The organism is Haloarcula sp. H-hyl6 (assembly GCF_056934455.1).
This window is the reverse complement of record NZ_JBRIIK010000001.1, coordinates 752,069-769,858: the sequence shown is the minus strand read 5'-3', so window position 1 is coordinate 769,858 and position 17,790 is coordinate 752,069. Positions and strand designations below refer to the sequence as shown.

The 17,790-nt window shown below is 67.5% G+C and carries 22 protein-coding genes; 12 read left to right on the top strand and 10 right to left on the bottom strand.

The window, feature by feature from the left end; translation table 11 throughout:
• The first annotated feature begins 26 nt into the window (after positions 1 to 26).
• Positions 27 to 830 (top strand): 2-amino-3,7-dideoxy-D-threo-hept-6-ulosonate synthase, encoded by an 804-nt coding sequence (locus tag Hhyl6_RS04010; protein ID WP_483737936.1) that lies wholly within the window; start codon positions 27 to 29, stop codon positions 828 to 830.
• Here Hhyl6_RS04010 and Hhyl6_RS04005 read toward each other — a convergent pair.
• Entirely contained in the window at positions 827 to 2,188 is a 1,362-nt protein-coding gene (locus Hhyl6_RS04005; RefSeq protein ID WP_483737935.1) for a P-loop NTPase, read from the bottom strand. The two genes, Hhyl6_RS04010 and Hhyl6_RS04005, sit on opposite strands and share 4 nt — an antisense overlap.
• A 147-nt stretch (positions 2,189 to 2,335) precedes the next feature.
• Between Hhyl6_RS04005 and Hhyl6_RS04000 the strand changes: the two genes are divergently transcribed.
• A complete protein-coding gene (locus Hhyl6_RS04000; protein ID WP_483737934.1) occupies positions 2,336 to 3,502 on the top strand; it encodes a 3-dehydroquinate synthase II in 1,167 nt (388 codons plus the stop codon).
• A 75-nt stretch (positions 3,503 to 3,577) separates the two neighbouring features.
• Here the strand turns inward: Hhyl6_RS04000 and Hhyl6_RS03995 are convergent, their stop codons facing one another.
• A complete protein-coding gene (locus Hhyl6_RS03995) occupies positions 3,578 to 4,000 on the bottom strand; it encodes a zinc ribbon domain-containing protein (protein WP_483737933.1) in 423 nt (140 codons plus the stop codon).
• 157 nt (positions 4,001 to 4,157) lie between these two features.
• Between Hhyl6_RS03995 and Hhyl6_RS03990 the strand changes: the two genes are divergently transcribed.
• Positions 4,158 to 4,496 (top strand): cupin domain-containing protein, encoded by a 339-nt coding sequence (locus tag Hhyl6_RS03990; protein ID WP_483737932.1) that lies wholly within the window; start codon positions 4,158 to 4,160, stop codon positions 4,494 to 4,496.
• Positions 4,497 to 4,499: 3 nt separating this feature from the next.
• On the opposite strand, the gene Hhyl6_RS03985 is transcribed toward Hhyl6_RS03990, so the two are convergent.
• Entirely contained in the window at positions 4,500 to 4,679 is a 180-nt protein-coding gene (locus Hhyl6_RS03985; RefSeq protein WP_483737931.1) for a DUF8107 family protein, read from the bottom strand.
• 100 nt (positions 4,680 to 4,779) lie between these two features.
• Here Hhyl6_RS03985 and Hhyl6_RS03980 point away from each other — a divergent pair, with 100 nt between their 5' ends.
• The 6 genes from Hhyl6_RS03980 (at position 4,780) to Hhyl6_RS03955 (ending at position 9,123) form a co-directional block, all read left to right on the top strand.
• Positions 4,780 to 5,097: a hypothetical protein gene (locus tag Hhyl6_RS03980; protein WP_483737930.1), complete on the top strand. Its 318-nt coding sequence runs from the start codon at positions 4,780 to 4,782 to the stop codon at positions 5,095 to 5,097.
• A gap of 38 nt (positions 5,098 to 5,135) precedes the next feature.
• The gene (locus Hhyl6_RS03975; protein WP_483737929.1) at positions 5,136 to 5,546 is read left to right on the top strand and encodes an SRPBCC family protein; all 411 of its coding nucleotides are present in this window, start codon (positions 5,136 to 5,138) and stop codon (positions 5,544 to 5,546) included.
• 87 nt (positions 5,547 to 5,633) lie between these two features.
• Positions 5,634 to 5,858 (top strand): hypothetical protein, encoded by a 225-nt coding sequence (locus tag Hhyl6_RS03970; protein WP_483737928.1) that lies wholly within the window; start codon positions 5,634 to 5,636, stop codon positions 5,856 to 5,858.
• Positions 5,859 to 5,900: 42 nt separating this feature from the next.
• Positions 5,901 to 6,197, top strand: a complete 297-nt coding sequence (locus Hhyl6_RS03965) for a DUF7990 family protein (RefSeq protein ID WP_483737927.1) — start codon at positions 5,901 to 5,903, stop codon at positions 6,195 to 6,197.
• Position 6,198: 1 nt separating this feature from the next.
• Entirely contained in the window at positions 6,199 to 7,170 is a 972-nt protein-coding gene (locus Hhyl6_RS03960) for an ArsA family ATPase (RefSeq protein WP_483737926.1), read from the top strand.
• A gap of 123 nt (positions 7,171 to 7,293) precedes the next feature.
• Positions 7,294 to 9,123 (top strand): carbon starvation CstA family protein, encoded by a 1,830-nt coding sequence (locus tag Hhyl6_RS03955; RefSeq protein WP_483737925.1) that lies wholly within the window; start codon positions 7,294 to 7,296, stop codon positions 9,121 to 9,123.
• 52 nt (positions 9,124 to 9,175) lie between these two features.
• Here Hhyl6_RS03955 and Hhyl6_RS03950 read toward each other — a convergent pair whose 3' ends face one another.
• From Hhyl6_RS03950 to Hhyl6_RS03940, 3 genes are read right to left on the bottom strand one after another with little or no spacing between them, the layout of a single operon-like run.
• Positions 9,176 to 9,808, bottom strand: a complete 633-nt coding sequence (locus Hhyl6_RS03950; protein WP_483737924.1) for a DUF6517 family protein — start codon at positions 9,806 to 9,808, stop codon at positions 9,176 to 9,178.
• Entirely contained in the window at positions 9,805 to 10,443 is a 639-nt protein-coding gene (locus tag Hhyl6_RS03945; RefSeq protein ID WP_483737923.1) for a DUF8052 family protein, read from the bottom strand. The genes Hhyl6_RS03950 and Hhyl6_RS03945 overlap by 4 nt, the downstream gene beginning before the upstream one ends.
• A complete protein-coding gene (locus Hhyl6_RS03940; protein WP_483737922.1) occupies positions 10,440 to 10,817 on the bottom strand; it encodes a cupin domain-containing protein in 378 nt (125 codons plus the stop codon). The genes Hhyl6_RS03945 and Hhyl6_RS03940 overlap by 4 nt, the downstream gene beginning before the upstream one ends.
• Positions 10,818 to 11,029: 212 nt before the next feature.
• On the opposite strand from Hhyl6_RS03940, the gene Hhyl6_RS03935 reads away from it, so the two are divergent.
• The 3 genes from Hhyl6_RS03935 (at position 11,030) to Hhyl6_RS03925 (ending at position 13,444) form a co-directional block, all read left to right on the top strand.
• The gene (locus tag Hhyl6_RS03935) at positions 11,030 to 12,148 is read left to right on the top strand and encodes a baeRF10 domain-containing protein (protein WP_483737921.1); all 1,119 of its coding nucleotides are present in this window, start codon (positions 11,030 to 11,032) and stop codon (positions 12,146 to 12,148) included.
• Positions 12,149 to 12,247: 99 nt separating this feature from the next.
• Positions 12,248 to 12,451 carry a DUF8007 family protein gene (locus Hhyl6_RS03930; RefSeq protein WP_483737920.1) on the top strand — a complete coding sequence of 68 codons (204 nt, stop codon included), beginning with the start codon at positions 12,248 to 12,250 and terminating at the stop codon, positions 12,449 to 12,451.
• Between the two features lie 45 nt (positions 12,452 to 12,496).
• Positions 12,497 to 13,444, top strand: coding sequence for a D-2-hydroxyacid dehydrogenase (locus Hhyl6_RS03925; RefSeq protein WP_483737919.1), 948 nt, complete (start codon positions 12,497 to 12,499; stop codon positions 13,442 to 13,444).
• A gap of 86 nt (positions 13,445 to 13,530) precedes the next feature.
• Here the strand turns inward: Hhyl6_RS03925 and Hhyl6_RS03920 are convergent, their stop codons facing one another.
• The 4 genes from Hhyl6_RS03920 to Hhyl6_RS03905 all read right to left on the bottom strand — a co-directional run bounded on the left by Hhyl6_RS03920 (position 13,531) and on the right by Hhyl6_RS03905 (position 17,746).
• Positions 13,531 to 14,217 (bottom strand): type I 3-dehydroquinate dehydratase, encoded by a 687-nt coding sequence (locus tag Hhyl6_RS03920; RefSeq protein ID WP_483737918.1) that lies wholly within the window; start codon positions 14,215 to 14,217, stop codon positions 13,531 to 13,533.
• An 81-nt stretch (positions 14,218 to 14,298) separates the two neighbouring features.
• Positions 14,299 to 15,696, bottom strand: coding sequence for an FAD-dependent oxidoreductase (locus Hhyl6_RS03915; RefSeq protein ID WP_483737917.1), 1,398 nt, complete (start codon positions 15,694 to 15,696; stop codon positions 14,299 to 14,301).
• A 102-nt stretch (positions 15,697 to 15,798) separates the two neighbouring features.
• Complete coding sequence (locus tag Hhyl6_RS03910) at positions 15,799 to 16,827, bottom strand: DNA-methyltransferase (RefSeq protein WP_483737916.1); 1,029 nt, start codon at positions 16,825 to 16,827, stop codon at positions 15,799 to 15,801.
• 37 nt (positions 16,828 to 16,864) lie between these two features.
• Positions 16,865 to 17,746, bottom strand: a complete 882-nt coding sequence (locus Hhyl6_RS03905; RefSeq protein ID WP_483737915.1) for a methyl-accepting chemotaxis protein — start codon at positions 17,744 to 17,746, stop codon at positions 16,865 to 16,867.
• Between the last annotated feature and the right edge of the window lie 44 nt (positions 17,747 to 17,790).

Genomic DNA, 17,790 nt, shown 5'->3' with positions numbered 1-17,790 from the left:
TCGCTCTTGCCACACTCTCGCATATCATGAACACAGGGACACGCGCACGACTCGACCGCATCGGGACAGACGACCAGTACGTCGTCGTCCCGATGGACCACGGCATCACCATGGGCGCCGTAACGGGGCTCAAAGACATCGAATCGACCATCGACGCCATCACTCGCGGCGGGGCCGACGCCGTCCTCACCCAGCGAGGCATCGCCGACCGCGTCCACCCGAACAAGAACGACGCGGGCTACATCGTCCACCTCAACGGGTCGACGACCATCGGACCGGACGAGAACGACAAGCGCCGGACCGGAACTGTCGAGGACGCCATCCGCGTCGGCGCCGACGCCGTCTCCTTCCACATCAACGTCGGCAGCGAGTACGAGCGCGAGCAAATCGCCGCGCTCTCGGACCTGACCAGCGAGGCCGAACGCTACGGCCTGCCCGTGCTGGCGATGGCCTACGCCCGCGGCCCCGACATCGACCCCGAGGCCGACGACTACAACCAGTACGTCGGCCACGCCGTCCGCCTCGCCGAGGAACTCGGCTCGGACGTCGTGAAGACGGGGTACACCGGCGACGCCGAGAGCTTCCAGCACGTCGTCGAGTCGACGTCGCTCCCGGTGGTCATCGCCGGCGGCGCGAAGGGCACCGACGAGGAGACCCTCGACATGGTCCGGGGCGCGGTGGACGCCGGTGCCGCCGGCGTCTCGATGGGTCGGTCCATCTTCCAGCACGACGACCCAGAGAAGATTACGCGCGCCGTCGCCAGCGTCGTCCACGACGACGTCGAGGCCGCCGACGCACTCCGCGAGGCCGGCCTCGCCGTCGAGGCCTAGAACCCGAACAGCGACCGTATCTGGGCGCCGAGAGACTTACTGTTCTTTGACTCTGCCTCCGGGTCGTCCTCGTCGCCAGACTTCTCTCGGTCCGTTCTCGACTCGGTAGCCGCGACACTCGGTTCTCCGTCGGCCGCCGCCGTCCGCTGACTCGGCTGGGGCTCCGTCTCCGTCGCCGTGTCGTCCTGTCGGTCGTCGGCGCTCTCCTGCGGGCCCGCCTCCTCGCCGTCGGTCACGTCCTCTCCTCGGTCGCCTCGGTCGGACCCGCTGTCCTCCGCAGGGCCCGCCTCGGTCACGGCTCCGGCGGTCTCTCGCTCTGCCACCGTCTCGACGGCCTCCTCCCGGTCCACCGGCGAGTCAGCACCGCCAGTCGTCCGATTGCCGGCCTCGGTCAGCAGGTCGCCGTCGCTGGGTTCGGTCTCGGCCGGGTCCGCACTCACCGGTTCGCCATCGGGCGACTCGGGCGGTGGACCTACGGTCGTCGCTCGTCCGTACTCCGGTGGGGAGACTGTCTGGCCGGCGTGCGAACTCTCGTCCGCCACACCGGACGAGGCAGTTGGGGGGTCGCTCTCTGTCTCGACTTCGTCGTCTCGCTCGGACGGGACCGCGGCGTCGTCGACCCCGAGGTCGTCGGCGGGCGGACTCTCGACGAGTTGGCGGGCTATCTTCCGGTAGGCGATTGCGGCGCCGCTCTTGGGGGCGTTCGACACCACCGGGTAGCCCTTGTCCTGCGAGTGGGGGACGGCGTCGTCCTCGGGGACGTGCCCGAGGAGGGTGACGTCGAGGAACTCGGCAATCCGCTCGGCTCCGGGCGAAGCGCCCGTGCCGGACTTCGTCAGGACGAGGCCGTGAACGTCGGTATCCACGCGGTCGGCCAGTTCCAGCGTGTTCCGCACGTTGCGTATCGAGGCCACGCGCGGCGTCGAGACGAGCAACGCGTCGTCGGCCAACTGGAGCGGTCGCACCGTCTCCTCGCTCAGACCCGCCGGAGTGTCGAGGATGACGACGTCGTGGTGCCACCGGAGCGTCTCGACCACGTCGGGGAGGCGGTTCAGGTCGGTCCCCGCGTAGCCCGCGAGGTCGGTGCCGCTGGGGACGACCGAGAGGCCGCTCTCCGTCTCGTAGATGGCGTCTCTCACGTCGGCGTCGCCGGCGAGGACGTCGTGGAGCGTCGTCGCCTCGGAGACGTCGATGTCCACTTCGAGAAAGTCGACGAGGTTCGCCATCGCCAAGTCCAACTCGACGGTGACCGCCGAGTACCCCGCCTCGGCGAGCGACGCGCCGAGGTTGATACTCGTCGTCGTCTTTCCGACGCCGCCCTTCGCTCCTGCGACCGTGTAGACGTGATTCGTAACCATTGGTGCCACCCACCGCCCTCCTGTTGCAATTGTTGTTTATCACTTTCATTGATAACTCTATCCCCCGAAGTTTCAGTACTGAAACTCGGCGGCGCGGCGGCCGTGGGTTCCGCCACGTTCAAGCCCCACCGTCGCGGACGTGGGCGTATGACACGAAGCGTGTGGCTCAAAGCCGACGACGAGGTCGGCGATTGGGAGGCGCGAAAGCGGCGTATCACTGCCGGCCTGGAGGCCGGCGTCGACTGGGTACTGGTCGACGAGGACGACGTAGACCGAGTACAGGACCTCGGCGCGGTCAACGTCGCCGCCTTCACCAACGGCGACGTCCACGTCATGGAAGCGGAGGCCGAGGAGTCCAACGCGGACGCCACCGTCGTCGGCAAGGACGGCGAAGGGGACGGCACCGTCGACTTGCCCTCTGATTTCTCTGGCTCTGCGGACCTCTCCGCGCTTCGGCAGAACGGCGCGGCCCCCGAGGGCGGGTACGTCCGCATCTACGACGAGGACTACGAGGCCTTCGCCGAGGCCGTCGCGGCGGAAGCCGACTACACCTTCGTCGTCAGCGAGAACTGGCAGATAATCCCGCTGGAGAATCTCATCGCCCGCGTCGGCGAGGAGACGGAACTCGTCGCCGGCGTCACCTCCGCCGAGGACGCCCGCACGGCCTACGAGACGCTCGAACGCGGGGCGGACGGCGTCCTGCTGGACACCGACGACGTCGACGAGATTCGCAAGACCGTCGAGGTCCGCGACGAGATGGGGCGTGAACAGGTCGACCTCGAGTACGCCGAGGTGACCGCCATCGAGCAGACTGGCTCCGCCGACCGGGTCTGCATCGACACGGGCAACCTGATGGAACACGACGAGGGGATGCTCGTCGGGTCGATGGCCCGCGGTCTCTTCTTCGTCCACGCGGAGACGGCCGAATCGCCATACGTGGCCTCTCGTCCGTTCCGGGTCAACGCCGGCGCGGTCCACGCCTACGTCCGCACGCCCGACGGCGGCACGAAGTACCTCTCGGAACTCCAGTCCGGCGACGAGGTCCAGATAGTGGACTCGAACGGCCACACCCGCGAGGCCATCGTCGGCCGCGCGAAGATAGAGAAGCGTCCGATGTTCCGGGTGCAGGCCGAAACCGAGGAGGGCGACCGCATCGAGACGCTCCTCCAGAACGCCGAGACCATCAAGGTCCACACCCGCGACGGCCGCACCGCCGTCACGGACCTCGAACCGGGAGACGAGATTCTCGTCCACTACGAGGACACGGCGACCCACTTCGGCGAGAAGATAGAAGAGAGCATTATCGAGAAGTAAGACGGTCGAACTCAGCTGTTTTCGCTGTTTCTCGGCGGTCGTCCGACCCGACCGGCCGAGCACTCCGAACCGAGATTACCGCTCTGCGTTCGCGTCCGGCCGTTCGAGTTCAGTCGTACACCAATGACAGAAGTCGATGTCCTCGTCGAGTTCCTTCCCGCAGTTGGGGCACTTCGCTCCCTCGACGACTTCGGCGGCGGCGTTCTCGCGAGTGGCCATCCAGTAGGCGTCGGCCATGCTCAGCGCGGTGATGGCGAGCAGCGCCACCGTCGCCTCGACGGGCATGTTCTGCGAGGCGGCGACTACCCCGTCGAGGGTGACGCCGCCGTCGAGCGGTGCCGTCGTGTTCTCGCCGACCAGCAGCGTCGTGGTGCTGATAACGAGACCGAACCACAGGACCGCACGCAACCACTCCCGCAGGTAGACGTGCCCCAGACCGGGGTAGAGGAAGGCGAGCACTGCGGCGAGCCACGGCCGCTTGCGCCCTGTTTCGGACATAGTTGCAACGTCGGTGGCACAAACCCGTATATCTTCCGAACTCCTGAGTATTCAGGCCGCGACCACGCCGTACGGAGCCAGCGACGGGCGTCAGACCGTCACCGACAGTGAGCGAAGGCGGGAGTATCGTTTTGGCCGTCGCCCACGACGTAGCCGTATGGACGTAGTGACAAACTCGAACGCTGACGAGGTGGAGGTCGAACCGGGCGTCTATCTCGCGCAACTCGCCGCCGGGGAGGAGATGAGCATCCAACACCTGCGCATCGAACCCGGCGGGCGGGTGCCGTCCCACAGCCACCACCACGAACAGGTCGGCTTCGTCTATCAGGGCGAACAGACGTTCGTGCTCGACGACGAGACGGTGACTGTCGGCCCGGGCGAGTCCTACTCGCTGGAGAGCCACGAGGTCCACGCCGCCGAGAACCGCGGGGACGTGGACCTCCTCGCCATCGACGTGTTCAGTCCGCCGCGGCCGAACCCGGACTGGCTGGAGTGACGGTCATCGGAGGACGAGGAGGTAGGTCAGCACGGCCAGAAACAGCGTCGTCGTGGCTACGGTCCGGACCGTGAACGAGGCGAGGTCGAAGAAGCTCAGCCCCCACACGACGACGGTGCTGAACGCGAGCGAGAGCAGGAGGTCGAGCACCAGCAGAACCCGTATGTCCCCGTCGGATGCCATACCCACAGTGCGGACGGCGACGCTCTTATTTGTACGGGACGTTCGTGACTCTCCTCCCAGATGAGAGGGTTGATAATCCAGTCTGCCCAACAGGTATCTGATGGTTCACAACCGCGAGGGAACCCCGGTCGACCCCGTCCCATTTCTCGTAGTGACCGGGCTGGGGTTCGCCGTCAGTTTCTCTTTCGGCCCAATCTACGTGATGGAACTGGGCGCCTCGCTCCCGGTCGGTCTCGTCGTCGCGGCGGTGACGACGGCCGTGACGGCCGCTGTCGCGTATCACCGCTACGTCTGGACCGAGCGGCCCTCCCTCCGCGGTGAGGTGCCGGCCGAGGCCCGGTTCAGACGCCTCCTCTACGGGCTGGTCGCGGGCTTTCTCGGCGTGGCCGCGCTGGCGCTCCCTCTGGTGGCGCAGTAGCCCGTGGAACTATGGCGGGCGGCGGTGACTGCACTGCCATGCGCGAGGTGGAACGACGCCGGTTCGTAGAGGCGACGCCCGCCGAACTCGGGCGTACACTCTCCCCGAGGGCGGTCGTCGAACTAGAGGGGACGTTCGAGGTGGTCGGCGTCGAGGACGACGACGACGACGTGCGAGTGACGGCCCGGGGCGGCGGGGTGGAAGCCGTCTTCGCCTTCGAGGAGCGACCGGATGGACTCCGTTACCGACAGGTCGGCGAGCAGGGGCCCTTCGAGGCGATGGAGACGACGCTCACCTACGCCGCCAGCGACCACGGGAGCGACGTGACGGTCCGGTCGTCGGTCAGCCTCGGCCTCCCCCTGCCCTCGCTGACGGACCGCGTGGCCGCGTGGAAACGACGGGGCGAACTCGACCGATTGCTCGATGGCCTGTCCGAACGCACGGCGTGACACCGTGAGACGTCGGTCGGGCGGTTGTGTACGGCCGACACAGACATGCACGAACGTTTATGCCATTTTGGCCGAATACTCCGACGTATGAGCATCCTGACGACGGTCAAGGAGGTGTTACAGGCGTCGACCCAGTCGGCCAATCGGGGCGACGTCACCGAGGAGATGTCGAAGGGGGCCTACTGGTGTGACGACTGCGGCGAACGCATCAGAGACGTCGACGTCGAGGGCGAGGAACCGCCCGAATGCCCGACCTGTGGGGACGAGATGCGGTTCGAGCGGTCGCAGGGGTCGACCGGATGCGCCTGCTGAACGGCGGAACACGTATCTGGGAAGCGCCTGCTACCAATACCCATGAACGTAGATGACCGAATTCAGGCCTACCTCGATACGGTAGAGGAGTGGCTGCACGGCCTCTATCACGGGATGATAGAGCACCCGTCGTTCGAGAAGATAGAGAAGGAGGCCGAGGACACCGCGGACGTGTTCATGTTCGCCTGTTTCGCGGACGCCTTCGGCATCCCGAGTCCAGTCTCCTACTACACGGCCGAACTACTCCCCTACCTGACTGACGAGTTCGTCGCGTGGGAACGGCGGATGTGGGACCGCCAGTCGTACATCGAGCGCAAGGGCCAGCAGTACCACTTCTAACATGAACAAGTTCGTCTTCTTCGGCGGAAAAGGCGGCGTCGGCAAGACCACCGTCTCCAGCGCCTACGGACTGAAGTGTGCCCGCGACGGCCTTCGGACCTTGCTGGTCTCGACGGACCCGGCCCACAGCACTTCGGACGTCTTCGACCAGCAGTTCGACGACGACCCGAAACCCGTTGAGGGCCACGACGACCTCTTCGCGATGGAGTTGGACCCCGACGAGGAGGTCCAGCGCCACATGCGGGAGATAAAGTCGACGATGTCGGACCAAGTGAGTCCGGCCATCGTCAACGAGATAGACCGGCAGATAGAGTTGGCCCACCGAACGCCCGGCGCGTACGAGGCGGCGCTGTTCGACCGGTTCATCGACGTGATGCGCGACAGCGAGGAGTACGACCGGGTCGTCTTCGACACGTCGCCCACGGGCGGGACGCTCCGACTGCTGGCGCTCCCCGAGTTCCTCGAATCGTGGATAGAGCGGCTCACGGCCAAGCGCAAGGAGAGCGTCGACCTCTTCGAGAAGGCCGCCATCGGCGACAAGGAGGCCCGACAGAAACTGAAAGAGGACCCGATAATCCGCCGCCTCACCGAACGCAAGGAGATGTTCGAGTTCGCTGGTGAGACGCTCCGCGAGGAGTCGAGGTTCTACCTCGTGTTGAACCCCGACGAACTCTCCATCGAGGAGTCCCACCGCGCCGTCGCTGACCTGACCGATGCGGACCTGACCGTCGGCGGCCTCGTCGTCAACAAGGTCGCACCGGAACCGGACGACGACGAGACCGGGACCGGGGCGACGTACCTCAGAGAGCGCTACCGGACCGAACAGGACCGCCTCGACCGCATCCACTCGGAGTTCGACCAACCGGTCGTCGCCGTCATCGAACAGCGCGTCTCCGAAATAAAGGGGAACCTCCTCTCGGAGGTCACCGCGGAACTGGACATCGAGACGGCCACGTCCCCGCCGCAGGCCTGATACATCCGGGGTGTTCGGCGGGCCGGTGTAGCCTCTGCTCGGTCTCTTTCTATCGATTTTGCCTGCAATCGTCCACAATTATTAAATACTTTTTGCCCACAGATACGGATGAGGGTAAATAACATGGTACAAGTACTGTGGCTCGTGGTAGCGACGCTGTTCACGTTCAGCGTGGGATACCTCGGTTACTCACGGTATCTCGCACAGTTCGTCGAACTGAGTGACGACAACGAGACGCCCGCACACAAATACGAGGACGGGCAGGAGTACGTCCCCTCGAAGAAGCCGGTGTTACTCGGCCACCACTATTCGAGCATCGCCGGCGGGGCTCCCATCGTGGGGCCCATCACCGCCGGCGTTGTCTGGGGGTGGGTGCCGGCCTTGCTGTGGATTGCCATCGGGAACCCACTGATGGGGAGCGTGCACGACTTCGTCTCGCTGTCGGGCAGCCTCCGACACGAGGGGAAGTCTATCGGGTACATCATCGGCGAGTACGTCGGAGAGCGGGGGAAGAAGATGCTGCTGTGGTTCGCGTTCCTGACGATTATCCTCGTCGTGGCGGTGTTCGCACTCGTCGTCGCCATCGTGTTCAACGCCTACCCGCAGGCGGCGACGGCGAGTTTCGTCTACATCGCGTTGGCGCTGGTGTTCGGCGTGTACCTCTACCAGCTAGACCTCCCGTTCATCCCGGGGACGGCGGCGTTCGTCGCCGCGGTGTTCGGCGGCGTCTTCGTCGGCATCGAGTTCCCGATAGCCCTGTTCCCGGCCGCCGAGGCGGGGGCCTACCCGGCGGGGACGACGGTCCTGTTCGGCTCCGGTCTGGCTTCGATAATCCCCGCGGCGGGGACGCTCGGTGCGAACACCGCCGGCTGGATTCCGGTCATCCTGCTGTACGCCGCCATCGCGTCGGTGCTACCGGTGTGGATGCTGCTCCAGCCGCGTGACTTCCTCTCGTCGTTCCTGCTGTACGCAGGGGTCGGCGGGGCGCTGCTGGCGGTCATCGTGGGCACCCTGCTCGGGACGTCCGCGGAGCCGCTGACCATCTCGCTGGAGCCGTACTACGGCTTCATGGGGACCGCGGGCCTGCCGCTGTTCCCGCTGCTGTTCGTGACCATCGCCTGTGGGACCATCAGCGGCTTCCACTCGCTGGTCTCCTCGGGCACCACGGCGAAGCAACTGAACAAGGAGACGGACGCCCGCCCCATCGGCTACGGCGGGATGCTCGGCGAGGGCCTGCTCGCCACCGTCGCGCTCGGCACCGTCGCCATCGCGGGCGTCACGGCGGGCGGCGGTATCGGTCGGGCGCTCCCGAACTTCGCGTCCGGTGGCAGTGTGATGCTGACGAGCTTCGGCATCCCCACCTCCGTCGGCGCGCCGTTCATGGCGCTCGTCCTCGTGAGCTTCCTGCTCACCTCGACGGACACCGCGGTCCGACTCGGACGGTACATGGCCGAGGAAATCGTCGGCACTCCAGACGCCGACAGCACGGTCGTGCGACAGGCACAGGAGGTCGGCACCAACCGTTACAGTAACGCGGCCATCCAGTGTCTCGTCGCCTACGCGCTGGTCGCCAGCGGGTCGTGGGCGAGCCTCTGGCCGCTGTTCGGCGGTGCGAACCAGCTACTGGCCGCGCTGGCCCTGCTGACGGCGACGGTGTGGCTGGCCAACTGGGACGACGACAAACAGCTCATCAGCACGGGCGTCCCGATGGCGCTGATGACCGTCATCACCGTCTGTGCGCTGTTGTACCTCTCGCTGTACCAGAACCTCTACCAGCAGTTCATCCAGGGCGGCTTCGCCGAGGGTGCGGGCATCTTCGCGCGCATCTCCGTGGCCGTCCAAATCGTGCTGGCGCTGGTGCTGGTCGGCCTCGCGCTCTCGCTGGTCTGGATAGGCTACAAGAACATCCGGACGGTGCGCGAACGTCCGAGCGGCACCCCGGCAGACGACTGAGCGGCGGTCGGCACACTGCCGACACCGCTCCACGACGCTTCGCAGTACTTTTTCAGTGCCCGACACCGCCGACGACCCGCCGGACTCGCTCGGGGTCGGCCGTCGACTGCGGCGCGACGGCGACGACGGTGACGAACTCCTCGCTGTCACGCACCGACGCGACCGTGACGGTCACTGGCACTGTGTCTCCGTCGCGGGACGCCTCGCCGGTGTAAGTCCGGGCGGCCGTCTCGTCGTCGAGTAGTCGGAGCGTGACGTTCTCGCCGCGGTCCAGCGACTCGACGGCGTAGGTCGACTGGAGGTAGGTCACGAGTTCGCCGGCCGAGAGCGTCCCGAGCGGATTTCGAACGACCGGCTGGTTCTCGATGGGTCTGACTGCTGGCGCGGTGGCGGCGACGACAAGTGCTGAGCCGCTGTCTGTCCCCCGCCGGTAGGTAGCGAGAGGCGTCGTCGCCGTCACCGGCCGCTCGGCGCTCATCTTCACGTCCCCGCTGATGGTCGCGCCGACTGTCGTGTTCAACGTCCGGTTGGTCGTCCCCACGTGTTCGTACCCTGTGCCGTCGAGCGCACCCGGGTCGACCGTCGCCGGCGACCCGGAGGCGACCACGCGAGAGGGGCCGCCGCCCGAGCAGCCTGCCAGCGCGACGGCGGCGACGAGAGCGAGGGCGACGACCGGTCGGGTCATCCCAGCCAGGCGCGGAGCCGACCCAGCAGGCCGTCGGGTCCGGCCTCCAAGTCTCGCCACAGTTCGAAGGCGGCGGTCACGTCGGCCTCGGCGCTTCCGACGGCGTCCTCTCGGTCTGGGGCCACCACGACGAGGTTCACCTCGTAGGCGCCGTAGTAGCCGTACTTCAACAGCGTCCGGTCGCGGAAGCCGTCCACGTAGGACCGCACGTCCTCGGGGACGTCCGGGACGACGAGGACGAACGTGAAGTCCGTCCCCTGGTGCTCCTCGCTCGGGTCTATCCGCTCGTCGGCGAGGTCGTGACCCAACTCCACGAGGGCATCGAGGTCGGCCACGGAGACGCCGTCGGCCCGCCGGACGTAGAGGTGCTCGACCGTCTCGTAGTTGGCCCAGTTGATGGACTGGTGGAGGAACTGCTTCTGGCTCTCGACGTAGAGGCGGCCGTACATGTCGAAGCGCTCCCCGTCGGCCGCGTAGTCCCGTTCGAGGTCGTAGTTGTACTGCAAGCGGTCGGCGACCCGCTGAAGGTAGTCGTCGTCCCACGTCGGCAGGTCGGGCGCGTCGGCCGGGTCGGTCCCCTCGCGGGTCTGGTCAGCGCCGTCCGTCCCCCGTCGGGCGTCGTCTGATTCGCTCATTCGTCGGGGTCGTACGCGTGGGCGTCGTCGTCGACGGGCGGTGCCCCGACGACGAAGGTGCGGACTCGTTCGCTGGCCGATTCCGGGTTGAACGCCCGTTGCGGGCTGTCGGGTTCGACGACGAACGCCTCGTCGGACTCGACTTCGAACGTCCCCTCGGGCGTCTCGACGTGGAGCGTCCCCGAGAGGACGTAGAACACCTCCTCTTGCTGGTCGTGGTAGTGGTACGCCAGCGGAATCTGTTCGCCCGGGTCCACCTCGTAGACGTTCGCGGCCACCTGTTCGAGGCCGGCGACCCCGCCAATCGCACGCTGGACGCACGGTCGGTCCGGCGTCGGCGTGACGTCCTCCGGTGTGACGTGATGATACCCCATACCACGTACTGGACGGCGAGCCACCTAAAACGTCGCCCCGTCGCCCGGACGCTCAAGGGCGGTACGGGACGCCCCCGCGCCACCTGCGACCACGGCTTTTAACAGGTTCCCGCGGTCACCAGTCCGATGCGACCGACGTGACGTCCGCGGCCCGCAGTGTCGACGTTCGCACAGTGCCGACGACCAACGGTAGTCGTCCACCACAGAACGCAATGACCGACACATCCCACGCGGACGAGTTCCGAGGACGAATCGAGACAGTCGAGACAGCGACGGCAGACACCGACCGCCTGCTGACGGTGGCTATTCCTGCGACGGACTCGCTCGGCGAGACGCTCGAACGGGTCGAGGCCGACCACGCCGAGGCGAACTATCTCGACACCGACGAGACGACCCAGACCTACGTCGAAGACGCACTCGAAGAGGTACGCCGCATCCTCCACGACTACGACGCCACGCCGGAGAACGGGTTGGTCGTCTACGCCGGCGTCGTCGACGGCGACCTCCGGACGCACGTCTTCGACGACCTCGCGGACCCGGTGACCGAGTCGACGTACACCCGGTCCAACGAGTTCGACACGTCACCGCTGGACGTGAGCGTCGCGCCGACGCCGGAGACGCCCACGCACGGGCTACTGGTCGTCACCCGCGACTCGGCGGTCGTGGGCCGCTACGACGCCGAGACGGTCGAGGCAGTCGACGAGGTGACCAGCGAGGTGCCGAGCAAACAGGCCGCCGCCGGGCGGAACGAGGACCGGTTCGAAGGCCGGAGCGACGAGCGCGAAGACGAGTTCTTCGACCGGGTCGGCGAGGCCGCAGCGCGGGCGTTCCTCGACGACGCCGGGACCGGGACCGACAGTCCCGACGCCGAGATAGACCGACTGGTCCTCGGTGGGAGCGAGGTCGTGGTCGAGCGGTTCCACGACGGGGACCACCTGTCGGACCGTCTCGGGGACCGGGTCGCCGGTCCCTTCGAGGTGGCCTACGCCTCCGAACAGGGCCTCCGGGAACTGGTGGACGCGGCCGAGGACGCGGACGCCCTCGACGTCGGCGAGGCCCGCGAGGCGCTGGATACGTTCTTCGCCGACCTCGACGGCGACGACCCGGCGGTCTACGGCCACGACCAGACGGCGGACGTCCTCGAACAGGGGGCCGCCGAGACGGTGTTGCTGGCCGACTCGCTCGACGCCGCCGACGCTCAGATACTCGCTCGACGGGCCGAGGAGACCGGCGCGGACACCGTCGTCGTCCCGACCGGCTACGACCGCGGTGAGCGGTTCGCGGAGGGGTTCGAGGGCGTCGGGGCCCTCCTCCGACACCCCGTAGCGTAACGGGCACCTCCCGTCGGGACGACGGCGACGCCCAGTCGGTTCCCCGCCGGTAGCGCACATCGGCAAGCTTTATTCCTCCGACGAACGTCACGGTATATCATGAGCAAAGAGACTGAGGCCTGCGGCCGGTGTAGCATGACCACCGTCGTAGACGTCGCGGGCGGCGACGGGGCCGACGCCTTCGGCGAACACCGCATCGAGGTGCCCGACGACGAGGCGCGGGCCGTCTCGCCGGGCGCGTGGCTCTCCGGCCTCAAGCGCCGCCTCGACGACGTGGCGACGCGCCTCACGTACGGTCGCTGAGACGGGCGCTACCCTTTTTGTGCCGTCTCCCCCTCAGTCAGCGTGATGACCGAGACAGACGTTCTCGTGTTGAACCAGCCGATTCACGGGATGTCGCCCCGGGAGTACCGGTCGGTGCTGGCCGAGCGACTCCCGGACCGAACCGTCCGCCTCGCTTCGACGCCGAGCGAGACGGCGGCACTCGTCGCCGAGGCGCGAATCGTCACCGGCGTCGAGATAGACGCCGAGACGGTGGCCATGGCCGAGAACCTCGAACTGTTCGCCTGCACGTACGCCGGCACCGACCACCTGCCGACGGAGGCCCTCGCGGCCGAGGACGTGCGCGTGACCAACGCCTCGGGCGTCCACGCCCCGAGCGCGGCCGAACAGGTGCTCGCGTACCTCCTCTCGTTCGCCCGGCACCTCGACAGAGGCTGGGACCAGAGCCGCGAGGGGACGTGGCGTCACTACCGCGCCGACGAACTCGAGGGGTCGACGGTCACCGTCGTCGGCACCGGTGCCATCGGCGGGGCGGTCCTCGACCGACTCGACCCGTTCGGGGTGGACACCGTCGGCGTCCGGAACACGCCCTCGAAGGGCGGGCCGGCCGACGAGATAGTCGGCTTCGACGGCTTCGAGGAGTACCTGCCCGAGACGGACTACCTCGTGTTGGCCTGTCCGCTCACGGAGAAGACCGAGCGCCTCGTCGACGAGACGGCGCTCACCCTGTTGGACCCGGACAGCGTCCTCGTCAACGTCGCCCGCGGCGAGGTGGTCGAGACGGACGCGCTGGTCTCGGCGCTGAAGACGAACGGGCTCCGCGGGGCGGCGCTCGACGTGACCGACCCGGAACCGCTTCCGGACGGCCACCCGCTCTGGAACCTCGACAACTGCCTGATTACGCCACACAACGCCGGGCACACGCCGAAGTACTGGGACCGGATGGCAGACATCGTCGTGGAGAACGTCGACCGACTCGAGGCGGGCGAGGAACTCCGGAACCTCGCGCAGTAGCGGCCGGCGGCCGGGGCCCGCTTATTGGACGGCCCGTAGCAGGTCGTCGCGCGACTCGCTGGGAGACACGCCGTCGTTTCGTCCCGTCACTCGCTTTGCAACTGCTCGACGAGCGAGCGAAGCGTCGCGAGGTCGTACTGGCCCGGGGCCGTCGCTTCGGCAGGGTCCACCGGCGCGTAGCCGATGCGAGAGCCGTACAGCGGCGCGACGGCGCGGGAGTGCCGGCCCGCCTCGCCCATGCACATCGTCGCCACCTGCTGGCCCGCCGCCGAGAGGTCCCGGGTCGCACCGAGTATCGCCAGCACGTCGTCCGGCGAGTGGGCGGTGGTGGCCATCTTCCCCACGTCGCCGTACTCACAGGCCCGTTCGAGGCGCTCGGCGATGGCGTCCCGGTCAGGCGTCGCCTCGAAGTCGTGGGTGGAGACGACCACCGTCGCGCCGTGGTCGCGGGCGTGGTCGGCGACGCGGCCGGCGTCGTGGCCCCCCTCGCCGGACAGCGCCGCGAGTTCGAGGTCCACCGCCGTCACCGCGTCGCACTCGACGGCGGCTTCGAGCGCGTCGAGTCGTTCGGCGTCGTCCGCGGCCTCGCCGCCCTCCCACTCGACGCGGTTGGTCACCAGTATCGGCAGGTCCCCGTCGTACGCGTCGAGTTGGTCGAGGGGGTCCTCTGCGAAGTCCATCCGGAGTTCGACGCCGTCGGCGTCCTCGCGGGCCGCGGATTCCATCGAGAGGTCGGACCCGGCGGCGAGCAACGTGAACGAGGTGAAGTCCATGCCCGACGTTCGGCGGAGATGGCGTAAAAAGACGCCGCCTCCGCCACGAAACGCGCTCCGGGTCGGGACCAGTCACCCCGTTCAGGGGTCGCCCGTGGGCCGCCGGTCCGACCGGGGCGCGACGGCGGACCGACTCGGCGCGAGCACTCGCCACGCGACGTCGGGGCGGAACAGCGAACTCGGCTGGGTCTCCAGCATGAAGACGCGGACGAGCGCCTCTCTCACCCGCCAGTCCCTCTGTGCCGTCCGCATCGTCCGGGCTATGTAGCGGTTGAGCAGGTCGGTTCCGCGGGGTTTGGGGCCGGTCGTCGACGGGAACTCGAAGTCCCCGCCGACCGCTATCGACCACGGCACGTCGACGATGGCCTCGACGTCGTCGAAGAAGCGACGGGCCAGATTGGACGCCCCGTCCGTCGCCAGCGCGTCGTGGAGCGCGAGGGCTTCGAGCGCGGCGACCGACATCCCCTGACCGTAGATAGGGTTGAAACTCGACAGCGCGTCGCCGACGACGAGGAGTCCGTCGGGGAACCGGTCCAGCGATTCGTAGCGACGGCGACGGTTCGACGGAAACGGGTAGTAGGCGACGTCGTCGCCGGTCCACTCGCGTCCCTCGACGACCTGCCGAATGGCCGGCACCGGGAGACTGGCGGCGAACTCGGTCATCGCGTCGGGGTCGGTCGGCGGGTGGTCGCCGTGGACGCCCACCAGCGTCGCTACCCACTGGTCGTCTTCGGCGGGAAAGACCCCGGCACCGCGGGTCCGTGGTGGGTCCGGCGGGACGAAGAGCGCCCGTCGGTCGTCACTCGGCCGGTCGACGGTGACAGTGCTGTACGCGACGTCGATGTGAACCTCGTCGACCGGCGGTGCCTCGTACCCGTGGTCGGCAAGCCACCTCGGCGTCTGACTCGCCCTGCCGGTCGCGTCGACGACCACGTCCGCGTCCAGTTCGTCGACCCCGCCGCCGTCGGTTCGCACTTCGACGCCCGTCACCGCCGGTGGGTCCCCGCTGGTCAGATAGCCGGTCTGCTGGCACCCCTGTCGGAGGGTGACCCCCTCGACGTCGGCGAGGTGACGCCGAGTGACGTGCTCCAGTAACGGCCGCGTCGCGCAGTACATCGGGATGCGCCTGTCGCCGTCAGCGAGCAAACCGCCCTTCTCGTAGTGGACGAAGTCGGACATGGCGTCGATGGCCAGTCCACCTGCGGATAGCAGGTCCTCACCGTAGCCCGGGAACAGGTCTTCGAACGTGACTCGGCCCGCTTCCTGCAGGACGTGGACGTGCTCTCCCTGAGGGACCCCCCGACGAGTCGTGGGTTCGTCCGGGAGTGGGTCGCGGTCGAGGACTGTCACCGTCTCGAACGCGTCGGCCAAGACGCGCCCGGTCAGCAGGCCCGCCATGCTCGCTCCGACGACCACCGCACGCCCGCCTACCGTGGTCGTCCGGTCGCGGTCGTATCTGGGGACGGTTCGTAACGTCATCGGCGCCCTCCCTACCTCGCCTCTACGACTTGTGGTGTGTTAACAGTTAGCACTACTGGCAGGGGCGCCCTGCACATCCGCACTCGACGCCCGTACGGTCGGTCACTCGACCGGCGTGTGGCTCACTCGATACCCGTCGTCCGTTCGCTCGACGCCGTCGACGGCGTACAGACGGATGCGCCGTTCCTGTTTGGTGTTGACGGCGAAGTCGTAGTGTTCGGCCTCGTAGCCCGGTTCCTTCCCGACGTCCCGGTACTGCTCGACCCACTCGCGGTGGTCGGCCAGTCGCTCGCGAGCAAGTCGTTCCGAGCGGTCGGGGATACGCTCCGCTCGGTCGGCCAACGCGTCGACGAGGTCGGGGTCGCGTTCGACGCCGACGGAGTTGCGAGCGCCTGCCATCGCCGCCAGCGTCGTGGTTCCGGTGCCCAGGAACGGGTCCAGCACGGTGTCTCCGTAGACGGAGAACATCGAGACGAGGCGGTACGGAATCGCCATCGGGAACGCTCCCGACCGGTCCCGCAGGCCGTCGTCGATGTGCTGGGTCTCGCCGGGCAGTTCCCAGAGGTCGGAGAACCACTCGTTGCGCTCCTCCCAGAAGTACGCGCTCTCGTAGCGCCGGTCGGCCCCCGGTTCGAGGCGGCGGCGTTCCCCGTTGCGGAAGACGAGGATGTGCTCGTGTTCCAGCGTCGGGTAGGCGTTGGGCGGGACCATCCCCGACCCCATGAACTTCGCACCGCTGTTGGTCGGTTTCCGCCAGAGGACGTCCGGGAGCGCACGCAGGCCCCTATCGGTCAGTCGCTCGGTTATCTCGGCGTGGTTCGGGTACGAGCGAAAGCCGTCGGCCAGCGACCGCGTGGCGTCGCCGACGTTGATGCAGGCGATGCCGCCCGGCACGAGGACGCGTTCGACCTCGGCCCACACCGAATCCAACACGTCGTGCATCAACTCGAAGGCCCGGTCCCCGTCGCCCGCCGCCAGCGCCGACCCGACCGCCGGGTCGAGTGCGGCGAAGATGTCGTCCCACATCTCTATCATCGGATAGGGGGGCGAGGTGACGACGAGTTCGACGCTGTCGTCCGCCAGTGGCAACTCTCGGGCGTCGCCCGTGACGACCCGGTGACTCGTCTCCATAGCGGCCTCAGAAGTCGACGGGACTCGTGTCTTGTGGTTACCGACGGTCGAGGAGCGTCTGAATCTCGTTTATCTTCGCCGTCTGTTCCTCGTTGGCGGCCGCGATTTGCTCGATTTCGTCGGCGACCTCCTCGGCGTTCTCGGCGGTCACGTCGACCATGCTGGCGACCTGTTCGGTCGACGCGGCCTGTTCGTCTGTGGCCGAGGCGACTTCCTCTGCGCCCCGGGCGGCCTCCTCGACGGCCTCGTCGATGTCGCGCAGAATCTCGACAGCACGGCTGACCTGTTCGATGCCCTCTTCTACCTGTTCGTTGGCGTCGTCGATACTCTCGACGGTGTCTGTCGTGTCGGCCTTGATGTTCGAGACGAGTTGCTCGATTTCGGTAGCGTTCTGCTGGGACTCCTCGGCCAGCGACTTCACCTCGTCGGCGACGACGGCGAACCCCTCGCCGGCCTCGCCGGCGCGGGCGGCCTCGATGGAGGCGTTCAGCGCCAGCATGTTCGTCTGGTCGGCGATGTCGTTGATGACCTCGACGATTTCGTCGATTTCGTCGATGCGGTCGCGCAGTTTCTCGACGTCCTCGGAGACGGTCTCGTTGGCCTCGTCGACGGCCTCCATCGCGTGGATGGCGTCGTCGGCCACCTCACGGCCCTCGTCAGCGAGTTCTCGGGCTTGGTCGCTCACCTGTCGGACCTGACTCGCGCTGGATGCGACCTCCTCGACGGTCGCAGAGAGGTTCGATACCTCGCCCGCGACCTCTCGCATGTTCTCGGACTGCTGGTTCGCGAGGTCGCTAATCTCCTGTGAACTGGTAGAGACGCTCTCGGAGGTACGCAACAACTCGTCGATTGCCGTTCCCAGTTCCTTGCCGTCCGTCTCGACGGCAGTCTGGGCCCCGGTGCCCGAATCTGAAGCCATGTATGCACCCCGAGAGCCCAGCAGATTAAACGTACCTCCGCGGT